We start from the raw sequence: 17780 nt of genomic DNA, 5'->3' as shown, positions 1-17780 counted from the left end.
TCACGCCCAACCAACCGCCGTCTACAGACCCACAGCAGCCGCACGCAATTTCGCAAGAGCGCCTGCCAACCCTGCCTGACGGAAGGAACCATAAATGTCTGAATCTTTTGCCGATCTGTTCGAAGAGTCCCTGAAGCGTTCCGAAATGCGCACCGGCGAGGTCATCACGGCCGAAGTCGTGCGTGTCGAACACAACCACGTCGTCGTCAACGCCGGTCTGAAGTCCGAAGCGTATGTGCCGATCGAAGAGTTCAAGAACGACAAGGGCGAACTCGAAGTTCAGGCCGGCGACTTCGTTTCCGTTGCCATCGGCAGCGTTGAAAACGGCTACGGCGACACCATCCTCTCGCGCGACACCGCCAAGCGTCTGGCTTCGTGGCTCGCCCTGGAGAAGGCACTGGAATCGGGCGACTTCGTCACCGGCACCACCAGCGGCAAGGTCAAGGGCGGCCTCACCGTCCTGGTCAACGGCATCCGCGCGTTCCTGCCCGGCTCGCTGATCGACACGCGTCCGATCAAGGACCTGACCCCGTACGAGAACAAGACCCTCGAATTCAAGGTCATCAAGCTGGACCGCAAGCGCAACAACGTCGTGCTGTCGCGCCGCGCCGTGGTCGAAGCCAGCATGGGCGAAGAACGCGCCAAGCTGATGGAAACGCTGAAGGAAGGCGCAGTCGTGCGCGGCGTGGTCAAGAACATCACCGAATACGGTGCGTTCGTGGACCTCGGCGGCATCGACGGCCTGCTGCACATCACCGACATGGCATGGCGCCGTGTCCGCCACCCGAGCGAAGTCGTTCAGGCCGGCCAGGAAATCACCGCCAAGATCCTCAAGTTCGACACCGAAAAGAACCGTGTCTCGCTGGGTCTGAAGCAAATGGGTGACGACCCGTGGATGGGCGTTTCGCGCCGCTACCCGCAATCGACCCGCCTGTTCGGCAAGGTCACGAACATTGCCGACTACGGCGCGTTCGTCGAACTCGAACCCGGCATCGAAGGCCTGGTGCACGTCTCCGAAATGGACTGGACCAACAAGAACATCGCTCCGAACAAGATCGTCTCGCTGGGCGATGAAGTCGAAGTCATGGTCCTGGAAATCGACGAAGACAAGCGCCGCATCAGCCTGGGCATGAAGCAGTGCAAGGCCAACCCGTGGCAAGAGTTCGCTCAGAACACGAAGCGTGGCGACCGCGTCAAGGGCCCGATCAAGTCGATCACCGACTTCGGCGTGTTCGTGGGTCTGGCTGCCGGCATCGACGGCCTGGTTCACCTGTCCGACCTCTCGTGGAACGAAGCCGGCGAAACTGCCGTTCGCAACTACAAGAAGGGCCAGGAAGTCGAAGCGATCGTGCTGGCAGTCGACGTCGACCGCGAGCGCATCTCGCTGGGCATCAAGCAGCTCGACAGCGACCCGTTCACCACGTTCACCACCGTGAACGACAAGGGCCAGATCGTGACCGGCAAGGTCAAGACGGTTGACGCCCGCGGCGCTGAAATCGACCTGGGCGAAGACATCCTCGGCTACCTGCGTGCTTCGGAAATCTCGCGTGACCGCGTCGAAGATGCCCGCAACGTGCTCAAGGAAGGCGACGAAGTCACCGCCATCGTCGTGAATGTGGATCGCAAGACCCGCAACATCCAGCTGTCGATCAAGCAGAAGGACATGGTCGACGAACAAGGCGCCATGGCCAGCCTGAGCCAGCAGTCGGCACGCGAAAACGCGGGCACGACCAGCCTGGGCGCACTGCTGCGCGCCAAGCTCGACAACAGCGACAACAAGTAAGCTGAGTCCGAAGACAGAGCAGGCCCTGGGGCCGCTCTGTCTTTTTCGTCCACGTTTTTGTTTGGCCTATGACCCGCTCAGACCTCGTCGAAGAACTTGCAGCCCGCTTTGCGCAACTGACGCACCGCGACGCCGAATACGCCGTCAAGACCATCCTCGACGCCATGAGCGACGCACTGGTGCGCGGGCACCGCATCGAGATCCGTGGCTTCGGCAGCTTCTCGGTCAACCGCCGTCCGCCGCGCATCGGCCGCAACCCGCGTTCGGGCGAGAGCGTGCAGATCCCTGAAAAGCGGGTGCCGCACTTCAAGCCCGGCAAGGCGCTGCGCGAGGCCGTGGACGCCAAGACCGCCGAGCTCGACGCAGGCAAGGAAGCCAAGGCCCGCAAGGCCTGAGACGCGGACGACACGAATGTCTGCAAACGTAGAATGCTCCCGGCAACGGGAACGGCAATGAAATACCTCCTGTGGCTGCTCAAGGCAGCCATTTTTTTTACGCTCTTCGCTTTCGCGCTGAACAACCAGCACGACGCGACCGTGTATTTCTTCTTCGGCACCCACTGGCGCGCACCGCTGGTGCTCGTCGTGCTCGCGGCCTTTGCCGGCGGGCTGGTGGTGGGCGCGCTCGGCATGCTGCCGGGCTGGTGGAAACACCGCACCGCGGCGGCGCAACTACCCGCCACCGCCTCCGAAGCCCCGACCACCACGGCACCGGCGGCCGCCACCGCTCCCGCGGCGGCGCCGTCCATTTCCGCCACCGACCTTCCCGCCGTACGTCAACATGGACTTTGATCCCAGCTGGCTGCTGATCAGCCTGCCCGTCGCCTTCGTGCTGGGCTGGCTCGCATCGCGCTTCGACATCCGCCAGCTCAAGCTCGAGAACCGGCAAGCCCCCAAGGCCTACTTTCGCGGCCTGAACTTCCTGCTCAACGAGCAGCAGGACCAGGCCATCGACGCCTTCATCGAGGCCGTGCAGAACGACCCCGACACGCAGGAGCTGCACTTCGCGCTCGGCAACCTGTTCCGCCGCCGTGGCGAGTACCAGCGCGCCGTGCGCGTGCACGAGCACCTGCTGGGCCGTGGCGACCTGAGCCGCACCGACCGCGAACGCGCACAGCACGCGCTGGCGCAAGACTTCCTGCGCGCCGGCCTGCTCGACCGCGCCGAGGCCGCACTGCAAAAACTCGAGGGCACGCGCTACGAGAACGAGGCGCGGCTGTCGCTGCTGGCCATCTACGAACGCTCGCGCGAATGGGCCCAGGCCGCCGACGTGGCGCAAAAGCTCGACGAGTCCGACCAGGCCAGCTACGCCACGCGCCGCGCGCATCACCTGTGCGAGCAAGCCACCGAGCGCGTGGCCGCCAGCGACCTGCCCGGCGCCACCAAGCTGCTCGCGCAGGCCGTCGAGCTGGCGCCGCAAGCCCCGCGCCCGGCCATCGACACCGCCAACCTCCAGCTGCGCAAGGGCGATGCCGCTGCGGCCTTCGACACCTTGGTCGCGCTGAGCGACACCGCCCCGCTCGCGCTGCCGCTCTACGCCGCCGCCTTGCAGCAGGCCGCCGTGGCCGCGCACCGCGAAGGCGAAGCGCTCGCGCTGCTGCAGCGTCGCTACGTGGAGTCGCCGTCGATCGACGTGCTCGAGGCACTCATCGCGCTCGGCGGCACGCCGAACGCCACCGCCGAAGACCCGCAGCCCACGCCGCGCGACGGCTACATCGCGCACCTCGCGCAACAGCCTTCACTGGTGGCCGCATCGCGCTGGCTCGCGGGCGAACGCTTCGAGCACGAGCAGTTCCATCCGCAGGTGCAGCGCGCGCTCGACCAGGCCACGCGGCCCCTGATGCGCTACCGCTGCGCCGCCTGCGGTTTCGAGGCCCACCAGTACTTCTGGCATTGCCCCGGCTGCCAGGCGTGGGACAGCTACCCGCCCCGCCGCGTCGAAGAACTCTGATCACGGTTCTGAACAATGGTCACGTGGACGCCGACAAGGCCGCCACGCGTCAACGCCCCTCCTTCGAGCCCCGTTGAGCCCAAGCCGGCAAGCTTGCCGGCTGTCAGTCATATCAACAAGTCAGAGGGAGTTTTCAACCATGTTCAAGAAGTTCCTGGCCGCCACGGCCATGCTGTTCGCGTTCGCCTCGTTCGCCGCCGTCGATGCCAACAAGGGCAGCGCCGCCGACCTCGACGGCCTCAAGGGCGTCGGTCCCGCCATGTCCCAGCGCATCATCGACGCGCGCAAGGAGCGCGAGTTCAAGGACTGGCCCGACTTCATGCAGCGCGTGAAGGGCGTGAAGGAAAAGAAGGCCGCCAAGCTGTCGGCCGAAGGCCTGACGGTCAACGGCCAGGCCTTCAGCGAGCCGGCCACGGCGCCCAAATCGGCCAAGGCCGACAAGCCCGCGAAGGCCCCCAAGTCCTGAGCCTCGCGAACTCGCAAGCCACACGAAGCCGCCCTCGAGGCGGCTTTTTCATGCGCGCGCCAAGGCAGGGAAATGCCTCAGAGATGGCCCGAAATTTGCACGTATGCTCATTTTCGTTTTCACTTTCATACGTTCCGGAGCGCTCATGAATCACAAGTTCGGCATTGCCCTCGCTGGTCTGACCCTCGGCGCAGCAGCCTTCGCACAGACCAAGTGGGACCTGCCCACCGCCTATCCGGCGAGCAACTTCCACACGGAGAACATCACCCAGTTCGCAAGCGACGTGGACAAGGGCAGCGGCGGCAAGCTCAAGATCACGGTGCATGCCAACGCCTCGCTGTTCAAGGCGCCCGAGATCAAGCGCGCGGTGCAAGGCGGCCAGGCGCAGCTCGGCGAGATCCTGCTGGTGAACTACCAGAACGAATGGCAGATGTTCGGTGCCGACGGCATTCCGTTCCTGGCCGACAGCTACGACGCCGCCTGGAAGCTCTACCAGGCGCAAAAGCCCGTGCTCGAGAAGAAGCTGGCCGAGCAGGGCATCGTGCTGCTCTACACGGTGGCGTGGCCGCCGCAGGGCATCTTCGTGAAGAAGGAAATCGCTTCGGCCGCCGACCTGAAGGGCGTGAAGTGGCGCGCCTACAGCCCGGCCACCGCGCGCATCGGCGAACTGGTGGGCGCGCAGCCCGTCACGGTGCAGCAGGCCGAGCTGTCGCAGGCCATGGCCACCGGCGTGATCGAGTCGTACATGTCCTCCGGCTCCACCGGCTACGACACCAAGACCTACGAGTACATCAAGAACTTCTACGACACCCAGGCCTGGCTGCCGAAGAACGCGGTGCTCATGAACAAGAAGGCCTTCGACGCGCTCGACAAGCCCACGCAGGATGCGGTGCTCAAGGCCGCGGCCGATGCCGAGAAGCGCGGCTGGGACCTGTCGAAGAAGAAGAACCTCGAGTACCTCGACCTGCTCAAGAAAAACGGCATGACGGTGCACGTGCCCTCCGCCCAGCTGAAGGCCGACATGAAGAAGGTCGGCGACACCATGATCAAGGAGTGGACCGAAAAGGCCGGCCCCGAAGGCCAGGCCGTGGTCGATGCCTACAAGAAGATGTGAAGCGGACTCGCACTGCATCCGATGCGCAAGACGCTTGATCTTCTCTACATGAGCGCCGCCGCACTGGCGGCGCTTTTCATGGTCGGTCTGCTGGTGATGGTGCTGCTGTCCATCGTCGGCCGCCAGCTCCACTTCAACATTCCGGGCATCGACGCCTACGCCGGCTACCTCATGGCCGGCGCCGGCTTCCTGGCGCTCGCGCACACGCTCAAGCGCGGCGAGCACATCCGCGTGACGCTGGTGATGCAGAACCTCTCGCCCGCGGCGCGGCGCTGGCTCGAGCGCTGGGCCATGGGGGCCGCGGCGCTGCTCTCGCTGCTGTTTGCCTGGTACAGCGTGCGCCTGTCGTGGCAGTCGTTCGACTTTCACGACATCTCCACCGGCAACGACGCCACGCCGCTGTGGATGCCGCAGCTGTCGATGGCGCTCGGCGCCATCGTCTTCGCCGTCGCGTCGCTGGACGAGTTCGTCATCGAATGGCGCGGCCGCCCCGCCAAGGCCGCCGAGACGGAGGCGCTTCGCCATGAGTGACATCGCCGTTGCGGGCCTGCTGATCGCCGCGCTGTTTCTCATCCTGGGCAGCGGCGTGTGGATCGGGCTCACGCTCTCGGGCGTGGCCTGGATCGCCATGCAGATCTTCTCGTCCCGCCCCGCCGGCGACGCCATGGCCGTGACCATCTGGGGCTCGGCCTCGAGCTGGACGCTCACCGCGCTGCCGCTGTTCGTGTGGATGGGCGAGATCCTGTTCCGCACGCGGCTCTCTCAGGACATGTTCAAGGGCCTCGCGCCCTGGATGCAAAGCCTGCCGGGCCGGCTGCTGCACACCAACGTGGTGGGCTGCGCGGTGTTCGCGGCGGTCTCGGGCTCGAGCGCGGCCACCTGCGCCACCATCGGCAAGATGAGCCTGCCCGAGCTCAAGCGCCGCGGCTACCCCGACGACATGGTCATCGGCACGCTGGCAGGCGCCGGCACGCTCGGCCTGCTGATCCCGCCCTCGATCATCATGATCGTCTACGGGGTGAGCGCGGACGTGTCGATCGCGCGGCTGTTCATCGCGGGCGTCATTCCGGGCATCCTGCTGGCGCTGCTGTTCTCGGGCTACATCGTGTTCTGGGCACTGCGCCATCCTGACCGCGTGCCGCCGGCCGACGCCAGGCTGCCCTTCGGCGAGAAGCTCAAGGCCTCGATGTCGCTGATTCCGGTGGCGCTGCTGATCCTGTCGGTGCTCGGCTCGATCTACGCGGGCATCGCCACCGCCACCGAGGCGGCCGCCGTGGGCGTGGTCGGCGCGATGGTCATCTCCGGCGCGCAGGGGTCGCTCACCTGGCACAGCTTCAGGGAAGCGCTGCTGGGCGCCACGCGCCTGTACTGCATGATGGCGCTGATCCTGGCGGGCGCGGCCTTCCTCACGCTGGCCATGGGCTACATCGGCCTGCCCCGGCACCTGGCCGAATGGATCGGCTCGCTGGGCCTGTCGAAGTTCCAGCTCATCCTGATGCTGGCGGCGTTCTACGTCGTGCTGGGCTGCTTTCTCGATGGCATCTCGATGGTGGTTCTGACCATGGGCGTGATCATGCGACCGTCACCGCGGCCGGCATCGACCCGATCTGGTTCGGCATCTTCATCGTGCTGGTGGTCGAGATGGCGCAGATCACGCCGCCGGTGGGCTTCAACCTCTTCGTGCTGCAGGGCATGACCGGCAAGGACCTGCTCTACATCGCGCGCGTGACGCTGCCGATGTTCTTCCTGATGGTGGCGGCGGTGCTGATCATCTACTTCGTGCCGCAGCTGGTGACATGGCTGCCGCAGCAGATGGCGCCCTGAAGCCGGCGGGGCGCGCCGACAATAGACGCATGCTTCTTCCGGTTCTTGCGATCTGCATCGGCGCGTCGATCGGCGCCTTGGCCCGCTGGGGCCTCGCGCTCTGGTTCGGCGCCGGCGGCCTCATGCCATGGGGCACGCTGGCGGCCAACCTGATCGGCGGCTACCTCATCGGCATCGCCATCGCCAGCTTCCAGCTGCTGCCCGACCTCGACCCGATCTGGCGGCTCGCGCTGGTGACCGGCTTCCTCGGCGGCCTCACGACCTTCTCGAGCTTCTCGGCCGAGGTCACGACCATGCTGCTCGAAGGCCGGCTCGGCGTGGCCATGCTCACGGCGGCGGCCCACCTGGGCGGCTCGCTCTTTTTCACCTGGCTGGGCATCCGCTCCGTGCAGGCTTTCGCGGCCTGAATGTCCCGAAAAGTGCCTTATGTCTTGCGGTTATAGATAAGCCCTTTCATAGGGGCCACCGATAGAATCAACCCCAATGCCCCTGGTCTTTCTCGTCGCACTCCCATTCATCGCCAGCGTGCTGGCCGCGTTGATGCCTTCCAACGCGCGAAACAGGGAGTCGACGCTCGCGGGCCTCGTCGCGCTGGGCTGCGCCATCCAGGCCGCATGGTTCTTTCCGCAGATCGCGCACGGCAACGTGCTGCGCCAGCAGATCGAATGGCTGCCGGCCCTGGGCCTGAATCTCGTGTTCCGCATGGACGGCTTCGCATGGCTGTTCTGCATGCTGGTGCTGGGCATCGGCGCGCTGGTGGTGCTGTATGCGCGCTACTACATGTCGGCCTCCGACCCGGTGCCGCGCTTCTTCTCGTTCTTCCTCGCGTTCATGGGCGCGATGATGGGCGTGGTGCTCTCGGGCAACCTCATTCAGATGGTGCTGTTCTGGGAGCTCACCAGCCTGTTCTCTTTCCTGCTCATCGGCTACTGGCACCACCGGCGCGACGCGCGGCGCGGCGCGCGCATGGCCCTTACCGTGACGGGCGCGGGCGGCCTGTGCCTGCTGGCCGGCGTGCTGGTGCTGGGGCGCATCGTCGGCAGCTACGAGCTCGACGTGGTGCTGGCCTCGGGCGACCTGATTCGCGCGCACGCGCTCTACCCGGTCGCGCTGGTGCTGGTGCTGCTCGGCGCCTTCACCAAGAGCGCGCAGTTTCCGTTCCACTTCTGGCTGCCGCGCGCCATGGCCGCGCCCACGCCGGTGTCGGCCTACCTGCACTCGGCCACCATGGTGAAGCTGGGCGTGTTCCTGATGGCGCGGCTGTGGCCCGTGCTCTCGGGCACCGAGCAATGGTTCTGGCTGGTGGGCGGCGCGGGCGCGATCACGCTGCTGCTGGGCGGCTTCGCGGCCATGTTCCAGCGCGACCTGAAGGCGCTGCTGGCCTACTCGACCATTTCGCACCTGGGCCTGATCACGCTGCTGCTGGGCCTGAACAGCCCGCTCGCCGCCGTGGCCGCCGTGTTCCATGTGATGAACCACGCGACCTTCAAGGCCTCGCTGTTCATGGCGGCCGGCATCATCGACCACGAGACCGGCACGCGCGACATCCGCAAGCTCAGCGGCCTGATGCGGCTCATGCCCATCACGGGCACGCTGGCCATCATCGCCAGCGCCTCGATGGCCGGCGTGCCGCTGCTCAACGGCTTTCTCTCGAAGGAAATGTTCTTCGCCGAGACGGTGTTCATCCAGTCCACGCCGTGGGTCGATTTCAGCCTGCCGGTCATCGCCACCATCGCGGGCATCTTCAGCGTGGCGTACTCGGCGCGTTTCGTGTTCGACGTGTTCTTCGGCCCGCCCTGCGGCAACGACGTGCCCAAGCACCCGCACGAGCCGCCGCACTGGATGCGCGTGCCGGTCGAGCTGCTGGTGCTGCTGTGCCTGGTGGTGGGCGTGGCGCCCGCGTGGTCCGTCGGCCCGATGCTCGCTGCCGCCGCCACGCCCGTGGTCGGCGGCACCTTGCCCGAATACAGCCTGGCCGTATGGCACGGTTTCAACCTGCCACTGGTGATGAGCTTCGTCGCGCTGCTGGGCGGCGCCGCGCTGTACCTGCTGCAGCGCCGCCGGCGCGCCAGCGGCGGCCTCGAAAACACGCCGCTGCTGCACCGCTTCGACGGCCAGGTCATCTTCGAGCACCTGCTCGCGCTGCTGAGCGAAGCCGGCCGCCGCAGCCGCCGCCTGTTCGGCACGCGCCGCATGCAGTGGCAACTGCTGCTGCTCGTGGTGGTGGCCGTGGCCGGCGCCGCCGCATCGCTGTGGGCCACGCCCGCCGCACCGGGCACGCGCGAGCTGCTGCCCTTCTCGCCGATGTTCGCCATGACCTGGATCATCGGCGGCACCTGCGCGCTGGCCGCCGCGTGGCAGGCCAAGTTCCACCGGCTCGCGGCGCTCATGCTCGCGGCGGGCGCGGGCCTCGTGTCGTGCGTGACCTACATCTGGTTCTCCGCGCCCGACCTCGCGCTGACGCAACTGGTGGTCGAGGCCGTGACCACCGTGCTGATTTTGCTGGGCCTGCGCTGGCTGCCGATGCGCAGCAAGGACGCCGTCCAACCCGCCCGCGCGCGGCTGCGGCCCTGGGGGCGCCGCGGCCGCGACCTGCTGGTGGCCACCATCGCCGGCGGCGGCATGGCCGCGCTGGCCTGGGCCATGATGACGCGGACCTTCCCGCAGAGCATTTCCCCCTTCTTCCTCGAACGCGCGCTCACCGAGGGCGGCGGCACCAACGTCGTCAACGTGATGCTGGTCGACTTCCGCGGCTTCGACACCTTCGGCGAAATCACGGTGCTCGGCGTGGTCGCGCTCACCGTCTACGCGCTGCTGCGCCGCTTTCGCCCCGCCATCGAGTCGATGGCGCTGCCGATCCAGCAGCGCCTGCAGGTCGACGACGGCAGCAGCGACCTGCTGAACCCGCGCCGCGCCAAGGACACCGCCGTCGGCTACCTCATGGTGCCGGCCGTGCTGGTGCGGCTGCTGCTGCCGCTGGCGGTGCTGGTGTCGGTCTACTTCTTCATGCGCGGCCACAACGCGCCGGGCGGCGGCTTCGTCGCCGGGCTGGTGATGTCGGTCGCGCTGGTGCTGCAGTTCATCGTCTCGGGCACCGAGTGGGTCGAGGAGCACCTGCGCATCTACCCGCGCCGCTGGATCGCCATCGGCCTGCTGTTCGCGCTGGCCACCGGCAGCGGCGCCGTGGCGTTCGGCTACCCCTTCCTGACCACGCACACCGCGCACCTGCACCTGCCGCTGCTGGGCGAGGTGCACGTGCCCAGCGCCCTCTTCTTCGACATCGGCGTGTTCGCGCTGGTGCTCGGCGCCACCATGCTGATCCTGACCGCGCTGGCCCACCAGCGATACGAAGCCACCGCTGGGCCGACGAACAGGCCGAGAAAGAAGCCGAGGCCGCCGCGGCCGAAGGCGCCGAGGGAGCGCACTGACATGGAAATCGTGCTCGCACTCGCCATCGGCGTGCTCACCGGCTCGGGCGTCTACATGCTGCTTCGCCCGCGCACCTTCCAGGTCATCATGGGCCTGACGCTGATCTCGTACGCGGTCAACCTGTTCATCTTCAGCATGGGCCGGCTCAAGGTCGACAGCGAGCCCGTGCTCGTCAAGGGCTTCGAGGCCACGCTCGCCAACACGGCCGACCCGATGCCGCAGGCGCTGGTGCTCACGGCCATCGTGATCGGCTTCGCCATGACGGCGCTGTTCCTCGTCGTGATGCTCGCCTCGCGCGGCCTCACCGGCACCGACCACGTGGACGGTGAAGAGCGGCAGGAGGCGGCGGAGTGACGGAAATCTTCCACCTGCTCGACCAACTGCTCGAGTTCAGCATGCCGCACCTGATTGCGGTGCCGATCCTCGTGCCCATGCTCACGGCCGCGCTCATGCTGCTGCTGGGCGAGAACCGCCGCCGCACCAAGTCGGCGTTGAGCGTGGTCTCGGGCCTGGTCGGCCTGCTGGCCGCGCTGGCGCTGCTGCGCTGGGTGAACGCGCCCGAAACCGGCGGCGGCCCCGGCTCCATCGGCGTGTATCTGCCGGGCAACTGGCGCGCGCCCTTCGGCATCGTGCTGGTGGCCGACCGGCTCTCGACCATGATGGTGGCGCTCACCGGCGTCATCGCCTTTGCCGCGTCCATCTATTCCACCTCGCGCTGGGACCGCGCGGGCGTGCACTTCCACCCGCTGCTGCAGCTGCAGCTGATGGGCCTGAACGGCGCGTTCCTCACGGGCGACCTGTTCAACCTGTTCGTGTTCTTCGAGGTGATGCTCGCGGCCTCCTACGGCCTGCTGCTGCACGGCTCGGGCCGGCTGCGCGTGCAGGCCGGGCTGCACTACATCGCAATCAACCTCGCGGCGTCGTCGCTGTTCCTCATCGGCGCGGCCATCCTCTACGGCGTGACCGGCACGCTGAACATGGCCGACCTGGGCGTACGCATCGCCGAGCTGTCGGCGGGCGACCGCGGCCTGGTGCATGCGGCGGCGGCCATTCTCGCGACCGCCTTCTTCGCCAAGGCCGGCGCGTGGCCGCTCAACTTCTGGCTGGTGCCGGCCTACAGCGCGGCGGTGTCGCCCGTGGGCGCGGTGTTCGCGCTGCTGACCAAGCTGGGCATCTACACCATCCTGCGGCTGTGGACCGTGCTGTTCGCGCCCGACACCGGCGACTCCGCCGCCTTCGGCCAGGCCGCGTTGGTGGGCATGGGGCTGGCCACGCTGTTCGTGGGCGCCATCGGCATCGTCGGCACGCAGCGGCTGTCCAACCTTGCGGGCTTCAGCGTGCTGGTGTCGGCGGGTACGCTGCTCGCGGCGGTCGGCCTCGGGCAGCCGGCCGTGTGGGCCGGTGCGTTGTATTACCTGCTGAGCTCCACGCTCGCGGTCAGCGCCTTCTTCCTGCTGACCGACATGATCGAGCGCTGGCGCAATGCCGGCATGAGCGTGGCGCCGCACGAAGCCGCTGGCAACGCGCCCTTCCTGGCCGAAGACCTGAGCGCGCTCGCCGACGTGAACCTCGACGACGAGGCGCAGGCGCTCTACGGCCGCGCCATTCCCGCCGGCGTGGCCTTCCTGGGCCTGAGCTTCATGGGCTGCACGCTGCTGCTCGCGGGCCTGCCGCCGCTGTCGGGCTTCGTCGGCAAGTTCGCGATGCTCTCGGGCCTGCTCGGCGCGCCGGGCGTCAGCGCCGCCGGCTGGACCTTCCTTGCGCTGCTGATCGTCTCGGGCTTCCTGACGCTGATCGCGCTGAGCCGCACCGGCATTCGCCACTTCTGGACCCAGCCGCACGCCACCATGCCCTCGCTGCCCGCGCTCGAGGTGCTGCCCGTGGCCGGCCTGCTCGCGGCCTGCGTCGCGCTCACCGTGTGGGCCGAGCCCGTGATGCAGCACGCCAAGGCCACCGCGCAAGGCCTGAAGAACCCCGTGGCCTATCGCCAGGCGGTGTTCGGCGCCAGGCAAGTGCCGAACCCCGTGCCCCCCGCGGACAAGAAGCAGGAAGCCCCGGCTCCATGAAGCGCCTGATTCCTTCCCCGCCGCTGTCGTTCGCGCTGTTCGTCGTCTGGCTGCTGCTGAACCAGTCGCTCGAGGCGGCCACGCTGCTGTCGGCACTGATCCTGGCCATTGCCGTGCCGCTGCTGACCCAGGGCCTGCGCCCCGCCGCCGTGCGCATGCGCCGGCCCGGCGTGGCGCTGCGGCTGTCGTTCCTGGTGACCTTCGACATGCTGAAGTCGGCGTTCGACGTGGCCCGGCTGCTGCTCACGCGCCGCACGCCGGCCATCGGCTCGAAGTTCGTGCAGATCCCGTTGGACATGCGCGACCCCAACGGCCTGGCCGTGCTCGCCATGATCATGTGCCTCACGCCCGGCACCGCCTGGGGCGAAGTGTCGTTCGACCGCAGCACCCTGCTCATCCACGTGTTCGACCTCGATGACGAGGCGGCCTTCGTCGCGATGATCAAGAAGCGCTACGAACGCCCCCTGATGGAGATCTTCGAGTCATGACACCCATCCTCTTCTGGGCCCTGAAGTTCGCGCTGTTCCTGCTGGCCGTGGCCATGCTGTGCGCGCTCTCGCGGCTGCTGGTCGGCCCCACCGCGCAAGACCGCGTGATGGCGCTGGACTGCCTCTACGTCAACGGCATGCTCATGATGCTGGTGCTCGGCATCATCTACGCGAGCAACGTGTACTTCGAGGCGGCGATGCTGATCGCGCTGTTCGGCTTCGTGGGTTCCACGGCCATGGCCAAGTTCCTGCTGCGCGGGGAGGTGATCGAATGAACGACTTCATCGTGGGCCCGCTGCCGCTGTGGGCCGAAATCATCACCGCCGTGTTCGCGGTGCTGGGCGCGGCCTTCGCGGCCATCGGCTCCTTCGGCCTCGTGCGCCTGCCGACCTTCTTTCGGCGCATTCACGCGCCCACGCTGGGCGCGACGGTGGGCGTGTGGTGCATGACGATCGCCACGATCGTCTATTTCTCGGTGCAGGGCTTCAGCCTGTTCCTGCACGCGGTGCTGATCGTGCTGTTCATCGCGCTCACGGCGCCCATCACGACCATCTTCCTGATGCGCGCCGCCCTCTTCCGCGAGCGGCAAAAGGGCGGCGAGGTGCCGCCCGCCGCCAAGCCGGAATAGCGCGCCCGGCCCCGGCGGCGGCCGCGCGGCCTAGATCCGCCGCTGCCACATCTCCTCCAGCTCGTAGCCGATCGAACGCGCCAGGCCTTCGAGGTCCGGAAACAGCGTGGCCTGCGTGATGTTCATGCGGTACAGCGCGTGCATCGCCTCCGAGCGCAGCTCGCGGCCGAGCACCACCTTCTCGATCAGCGGCTGCTCGCTGTCGTAGCTGCGCAGCACGTCGTCCAGCGGCATCTCCAGCGTGCCCGGCATCACCAGCAGGCCCGACTGCGCCACCAGCCGCCGGTCCATTTCGGAGGGCTCGCCGAACCAGACCATCGGATGGTGGTTCTCGGCGAAATAGCGCTCGAAGTTGCCCTGCACGCGCGGGTCGATCTGCTCGCGCGTGAGCGTCGGATCGTGGCGCGGCGCGGCCGACCAGAGCCACGGCGTGTTGAGCGCGTACACCACCGCATCGCCCACCGCCTGCTCGACCGCGAAGAAGGCCGCGACAAAAGGCGACTTGGTGAAGTCGAGCAGCCGGGTCGGCGCCCCGTGGTGCTGCATCAGCGCCAGGCAGCGCAGTTCGTCCTGCAGCACCGAGCGGTCGGGCAGGTAGACGTGCGCCTTGCGCCGGAAGATGCGGATCGAGCGCTCTTCGCGCGCCTGCCATTCGCTGCGGCCCGCCGGATCGCGCAACAGCCGGCGCGACAACGAGCTGAACAGCGGCCAGCCCGGATCGGCCTGGCCGCGAAAGGCCCACCCGTCGCGGCGGTTGCAGTAGTCGACGAACTCGGCCCACGAACGCAGGCGCAGCTCGTGCATGGCATCGGGGCCTGGAAGCGGGGTCGGGTTCATGGAGACCATTGCAAATAAATCGCCCGTGGGCGTCGCCCTCATTCTGCGGAAAGACCGATCTTCCTGGCAATGTTCGCGAAGCGGTCGACGTCACCGTCGACGATCTTCTGGAACGCGGCCGGTCCGTCGTTCGCGGGCGTGTAGCCGAGGCCGGCGAGCGTGCGCCTGACGTCCTCGCGCGCCATGATCTTCGCGATGCCTTCGTAAAGCCGCATCTGCACCTCGGGCGGCGTGCCCTTGGGCGCGAGCAGGCCGTGCCACTGGCTCAGCTCGTAGCCCGGCAGGCCCTGCTCGGCCACGGTCGGCACCTCGGGCAACTGCGACAGCCGCTCCTTCGACGACACCGCGAGCGCGCGCAGCTTGCCGGCCTTGATGAACGGCAGCGCGCTCGAGGTGGTGACCACGCCCAGCGCCACCTGCCCGCCGATGATGTCGGTGAGCGCCGGCCCGCAGCCCTTGTAGGGCACGTGCAGCAGGTGCACCTTGGCCTGGATGTTGATGAGCTCGCCCGCCAGGTGCTGCGGCGTGCCCGCGCCGCAGGAGCCGAACGAGAGCGTGTTCTTCTCGGGCGTCGCCGCGGCCAGGACGTCCGCGAGCGTCTTGTAGGGCGAGTTGACGGGCACCACGACCACGCTCGCGATGTAGGCCACGTTGATGATCGCCGCGAAGTCGGCCTTGGGGTCGAAGGGCAGCGACTTGAAGACGCCGGGGTTGACCGCGAAGGAGCTGTTGACCATCAGCAGCGCGCTGCCGTCGGGCGGCCGCCCCGCCACATAGCGCGCGCCGAGGTTGCCGCTGGCGCCGGGCCGGTTCTCGACGATCGCGGTCTTGCCCAGGCTCTCACCGGCGTGGCTGCCGATCAGCCGCGCGAGCATGTCGGTGCCGCCGCCCGGCGGGAAGGTCACGGTGATCTCGATCGGCGCGCCGGCGGCCGAGCTTCTGGCGGCGCCGTTGCCTCCGGCCGTCGACGGCAAGGCGAACACGCAGGCCGCCGCGAACATCGCGATCCGGACCATGGGACTGCAGCAGCGATTCATGCCCGACTCCTTGGTTCATTTCACACGGCCGCCCGATCGTCGGATGGCTGATTGCAACACCGGCGGCGGCCATCCGCTGCGCCTCGATACGGATGCCCGGCGTGCCCACGGCCTCGCCCCGGCAGAAGGATCCTGCTTCCAGGCACGCCCTGCAGGCGGCAAGGTCTTCGGGCGAGGCCGCATGGATGCGGTAGAGCACATCGCCCGCTTCGACCGCATCGCCGACCTTGCACCGCAGGTCGATGCCCGCGCCCGGGTCGCCCGGCGCACCGGCCCGGCGCGCGATGCCGGCAATGGCCCATCCGTCGATGGCCACGACCTTGCCGGCCCGTGGCGCACGCACGACGTGTACCAGCGCGCTCGGCGCCGCCGGCGGCGCTTCGTTGCGCCCTTGCGCGTCGACGATGCGCTCGAAGGCCCGCCGCGCCGCGCCCGACTGCAGCAGCGACTGCGCCAGCCCGCGCCCGGCTTCCACCGAGCCGACGGCGGGGTCCCACGACAGGATGACGCCCGCGAACAGCAGCGCCTTCTCGCGCAGGTCGGCCGGCGCGCGCGCATCGTTGTCGAGCACCTGCAGCACATCGCGCATCTCCAGCGCGGGCCCGATGCCGTGGCCGATCGGCTGGCTGCCGTCGGTGGCCAGCGCGCGCACCTGCAGCCCGATGCCGCGCCCCGTGGCCTCGAACAGCGCAGCGAGGGCCAGCGCCTCCTGCTCGCCGTGGATCTTGGCGTGCGGGCCGTAAGGCAGGTCGACGATCACATGGGTGGCGCCCGCCGCCTTCTTCTTCGACAGGATCGAGGCCACCGACCAGCGGTTGGAGTCGATCGCCAGCGGCCGGGTGATCGCGTTCATCACCTCGTCGAGCAGCGAATGGCTGAGCCGGCCGTTCCAGGCGATGCAGGCACGCGCCTGCGCGACGCAGCGCCGCACGTCCTGCGCGTTCAGGTCGACGCGCGCGACGACTTCCATGGTGTCGGCCGTGCCGGCGGCGGAGGTGATGGCGCGCGACGAGGTCTTCGGCATCGCGAGCCCGTGCGCCGCCACCAGCGGCACCACGATCGGGCTCAAGCGGTTGCCGGGGATGCCGCCCATCGAGTGCTTGTCGACGACCATCTTCTCGTCCCAGGCGATCTGGTGCGCGAGGCTGGTGCGCACGCGCGCCAGGCTCAGCACTTCGGCATCGCTCAGATGGCGCGTGGCCGCGACGAGAAAGGCGGTGAGCTCGCGGTCGCTGTAGCGGCCTTCGACGACATCGCGCAGCACCTGGCGGTACTGCGGCTCGTCGAGCGCCTCGCCGCGGATCTTGCGCGACAGGAGTTCGCGGCTGCGCGGCGCGGGGATTGCGCGCACGGTCACCGGCGTGCCTTCGGCCACGCCCAGGGCTTCGAAAGACTCGACCGAAAGCCCGATCTCGCCGGGCTTCGTTGCGCCCTCGATCCCGCAGACATGCACGCGCGCCTGCAGGCGCCGCCCGCCCGTGGCCACGAGTTCGATGCGCGCGTGGCCGGCCAGTTCGCAAAGGCCTTCGGGCGCACCGGAGGCCGGCAGGTAGGCGATGCGGTCGGTGCCGCCGCGAATGTCGAGCGCGCGAACGGCCAGCCGGCCGCGAAACGACGCAATGGCTTCGACGAAGCGGTCGATGCCTTCGGCCAGCGTCGCGTCGTTGTCCACCGCGAGCGACAGCACCGAATCGGGCATCGGATCGACGCGCCGCGCGAGCCGCTGCAGCAACGCGTCGCCGCTCTCGCGACCGCGTCCCGCGATGCGTGCCGCCAGAACCTCTGGCGGTGCGCTCACCTCGATCACGCAAAGGTCCGGCAGCTTGCGGGCCAGCGCGCCCACGATGCGGCGCGAGCCGTTGGCGACGACGTTCGCGCCCTGCGCCATTGCCGCGAGCAGCGACGCCGGCAGCCCGTAGCTGAGCCCGTGCGCCTGCCAGGTCACGAGGAATTCGCCGGCGGCCTCGCGCCGCTCGAACTCGGCCTGCGAGATGCTCTCGTGGTCCTCGCCCGGCGCATCGGCGGCCCGCGTGATCGCGCGCCGGGCGAACACATGGCGATGGCCATCGGACAGGCGTTCGCGCGCGCCGTCGATCAGGGAATCCTTTCCCGCACCGCTCGGCCCGACGACCAGGAAGAAAAGACCGGGGACCGTCAC

16 protein-coding genes and 2 pseudogenes are annotated in these 17780 nt (G+C 68.2%); 15 read left to right on the top strand and 3 right to left on the bottom strand.

The genetic code is table 11. The features are described 5' to 3' along the window. Positions 1 to 94 precede the first annotated feature (94 nt). The 15 genes and pseudogenes from rpsA (at position 95) to mnhG (ending at position 13748) form a co-directional block, all read left to right on the top strand. Positions 95 to 1783: a 30S ribosomal protein S1 gene (gene rpsA / locus BMG07_RS08725; protein ID WP_116908100.1), complete on the top strand. Its 1689-nt coding sequence runs from the start codon at positions 95 to 97 to the stop codon at positions 1781 to 1783. Between the two features lie 68 nt (positions 1784 to 1851). Beyond that, positions 1852 to 2178 carry an integration host factor subunit beta gene (locus tag BMG07_RS08720; protein ID WP_093236803.1) on the top strand — a complete coding sequence of 109 codons (327 nt, stop codon included), beginning with the start codon at positions 1852 to 1854 and terminating at the stop codon, positions 2176 to 2178. A 57-nt stretch (positions 2179 to 2235) separates the two neighbouring features. Continuing rightward, complete coding sequence (locus tag BMG07_RS08715) at positions 2236 to 2574, top strand: lipopolysaccharide assembly LapA domain-containing protein (RefSeq protein WP_198084217.1); 339 nt, start codon at positions 2236 to 2238, stop codon at positions 2572 to 2574. After that, entirely contained in the window at positions 2564 to 3733 is a 1170-nt protein-coding gene (gene lapB, locus BMG07_RS08710; protein WP_198084216.1) for a lipopolysaccharide assembly protein LapB, read from the top strand. The genes BMG07_RS08715 and lapB overlap by 11 nt, the downstream gene beginning before the upstream one ends. A 139-nt stretch (positions 3734 to 3872) precedes the next feature. Further along, positions 3873 to 4199, top strand: a complete 327-nt coding sequence (locus BMG07_RS08705; RefSeq protein WP_198084215.1) for a DUF655 domain-containing protein — start codon at positions 3873 to 3875, stop codon at positions 4197 to 4199. Between the two features lie 145 nt (positions 4200 to 4344). Beyond that, the gene (locus BMG07_RS08700) at positions 4345 to 5313 is read left to right on the top strand and encodes a TRAP transporter substrate-binding protein (protein ID WP_198084214.1); all 969 of its coding nucleotides are present in this window, start codon (positions 4345 to 4347) and stop codon (positions 5311 to 5313) included. 21 nt (positions 5314 to 5334) lie between these two features. Next, positions 5335 to 5844 (top strand): TRAP transporter small permease, encoded by a 510-nt coding sequence (locus BMG07_RS08695; RefSeq protein ID WP_198084213.1) that lies wholly within the window; start codon positions 5335 to 5337, stop codon positions 5842 to 5844. Beyond that, positions 5837 to 7137 (top strand): annotated as a pseudogene (locus tag BMG07_RS08690) (TRAP transporter large permease). Before BMG07_RS08695 ends, BMG07_RS08690 begins: the two are co-directional and overlap by 8 nt. Before the next feature lie 29 nt (positions 7138 to 7166). Further along, a complete protein-coding gene (gene crcB / locus BMG07_RS08685) occupies positions 7167 to 7544 on the top strand; it encodes a fluoride efflux transporter CrcB (RefSeq protein ID WP_198084212.1) in 378 nt (125 codons plus the stop codon). 76 nt (positions 7545 to 7620) lie between these two features. Beyond that, a pseudogene (locus tag BMG07_RS08680) lies at positions 7621 to 10565 on the top strand (monovalent cation/H+ antiporter subunit A). A 1-nt stretch (position 10566) separates the two neighbouring features. Next, positions 10567 to 10920 carry a Na+/H+ antiporter subunit C gene (locus BMG07_RS41780; RefSeq protein WP_269758772.1) on the top strand — a complete coding sequence of 118 codons (354 nt, stop codon included), beginning with the start codon at positions 10567 to 10569 and terminating at the stop codon, positions 10918 to 10920. A 41-nt stretch (positions 10921 to 10961) separates the two neighbouring features. Beyond that, entirely contained in the window at positions 10962 to 12632 is a 1671-nt protein-coding gene (locus tag BMG07_RS08675; RefSeq protein ID WP_269758781.1) for a monovalent cation/H+ antiporter subunit D, read from the top strand. Beyond that, entirely contained in the window at positions 12629 to 13120 is a 492-nt protein-coding gene (locus tag BMG07_RS08670; protein WP_198084209.1) for a Na+/H+ antiporter subunit E, read from the top strand. Before BMG07_RS08675 ends, BMG07_RS08670 begins: the two co-directional genes overlap by 4 nt. Next, positions 13117 to 13395, top strand: a complete 279-nt coding sequence (locus BMG07_RS08665) for a K+/H+ antiporter subunit F (protein ID WP_198084208.1) — start codon at positions 13117 to 13119, stop codon at positions 13393 to 13395. Before BMG07_RS08670 ends, BMG07_RS08665 begins: the two co-directional genes overlap by 4 nt. Then, on the top strand, positions 13392 to 13748 hold the full coding sequence (mnhG, locus tag BMG07_RS08660; RefSeq protein ID WP_198084207.1) for a monovalent cation/H(+) antiporter subunit G: 357 nt from the start codon (positions 13392 to 13394) through the stop codon (positions 13746 to 13748). The genes BMG07_RS08665 and mnhG overlap by 4 nt, the downstream gene beginning before the upstream one ends. 30 nt (positions 13749 to 13778) lie before the next feature. Here the strand turns inward: mnhG and BMG07_RS08655 are convergent, their stop codons facing one another. The 3 genes from BMG07_RS08655 to phnN form a co-directional block, all read right to left on the bottom strand. Next, complete coding sequence (locus tag BMG07_RS08655) at positions 13779 to 14552, bottom strand: FRG domain-containing protein (RefSeq protein WP_198084240.1); 774 nt, start codon at positions 14550 to 14552, stop codon at positions 13779 to 13781. 71 nt (positions 14553 to 14623) lie between these two features. Continuing rightward, entirely contained in the window at positions 14624 to 15490 is an 867-nt protein-coding gene (locus tag BMG07_RS08650; protein ID WP_307866908.1) for a tripartite tricarboxylate transporter substrate binding protein, read from the bottom strand. After that, on the bottom strand, positions 15426 to 17780 hold the full coding sequence (gene phnN / locus BMG07_RS08645) for a phosphonate metabolism protein/1,5-bisphosphokinase (PRPP-forming) PhnN (RefSeq protein ID WP_307866907.1): 2355 nt from the start codon (positions 17778 to 17780) through the stop codon (positions 15426 to 15428). The genes BMG07_RS08650 and phnN overlap by 65 nt, the downstream gene beginning before the upstream one ends.

The organism is Variovorax sp. E3 (assembly GCF_016082275.1).
Lineage (GTDB): Bacteria > Pseudomonadota > Gammaproteobacteria > Burkholderiales > Burkholderiaceae_C > Variovorax.
Note: the sequence above shows the minus strand (reverse complement) of the source record. Positions and strands in the feature narration are given on the sequence as shown.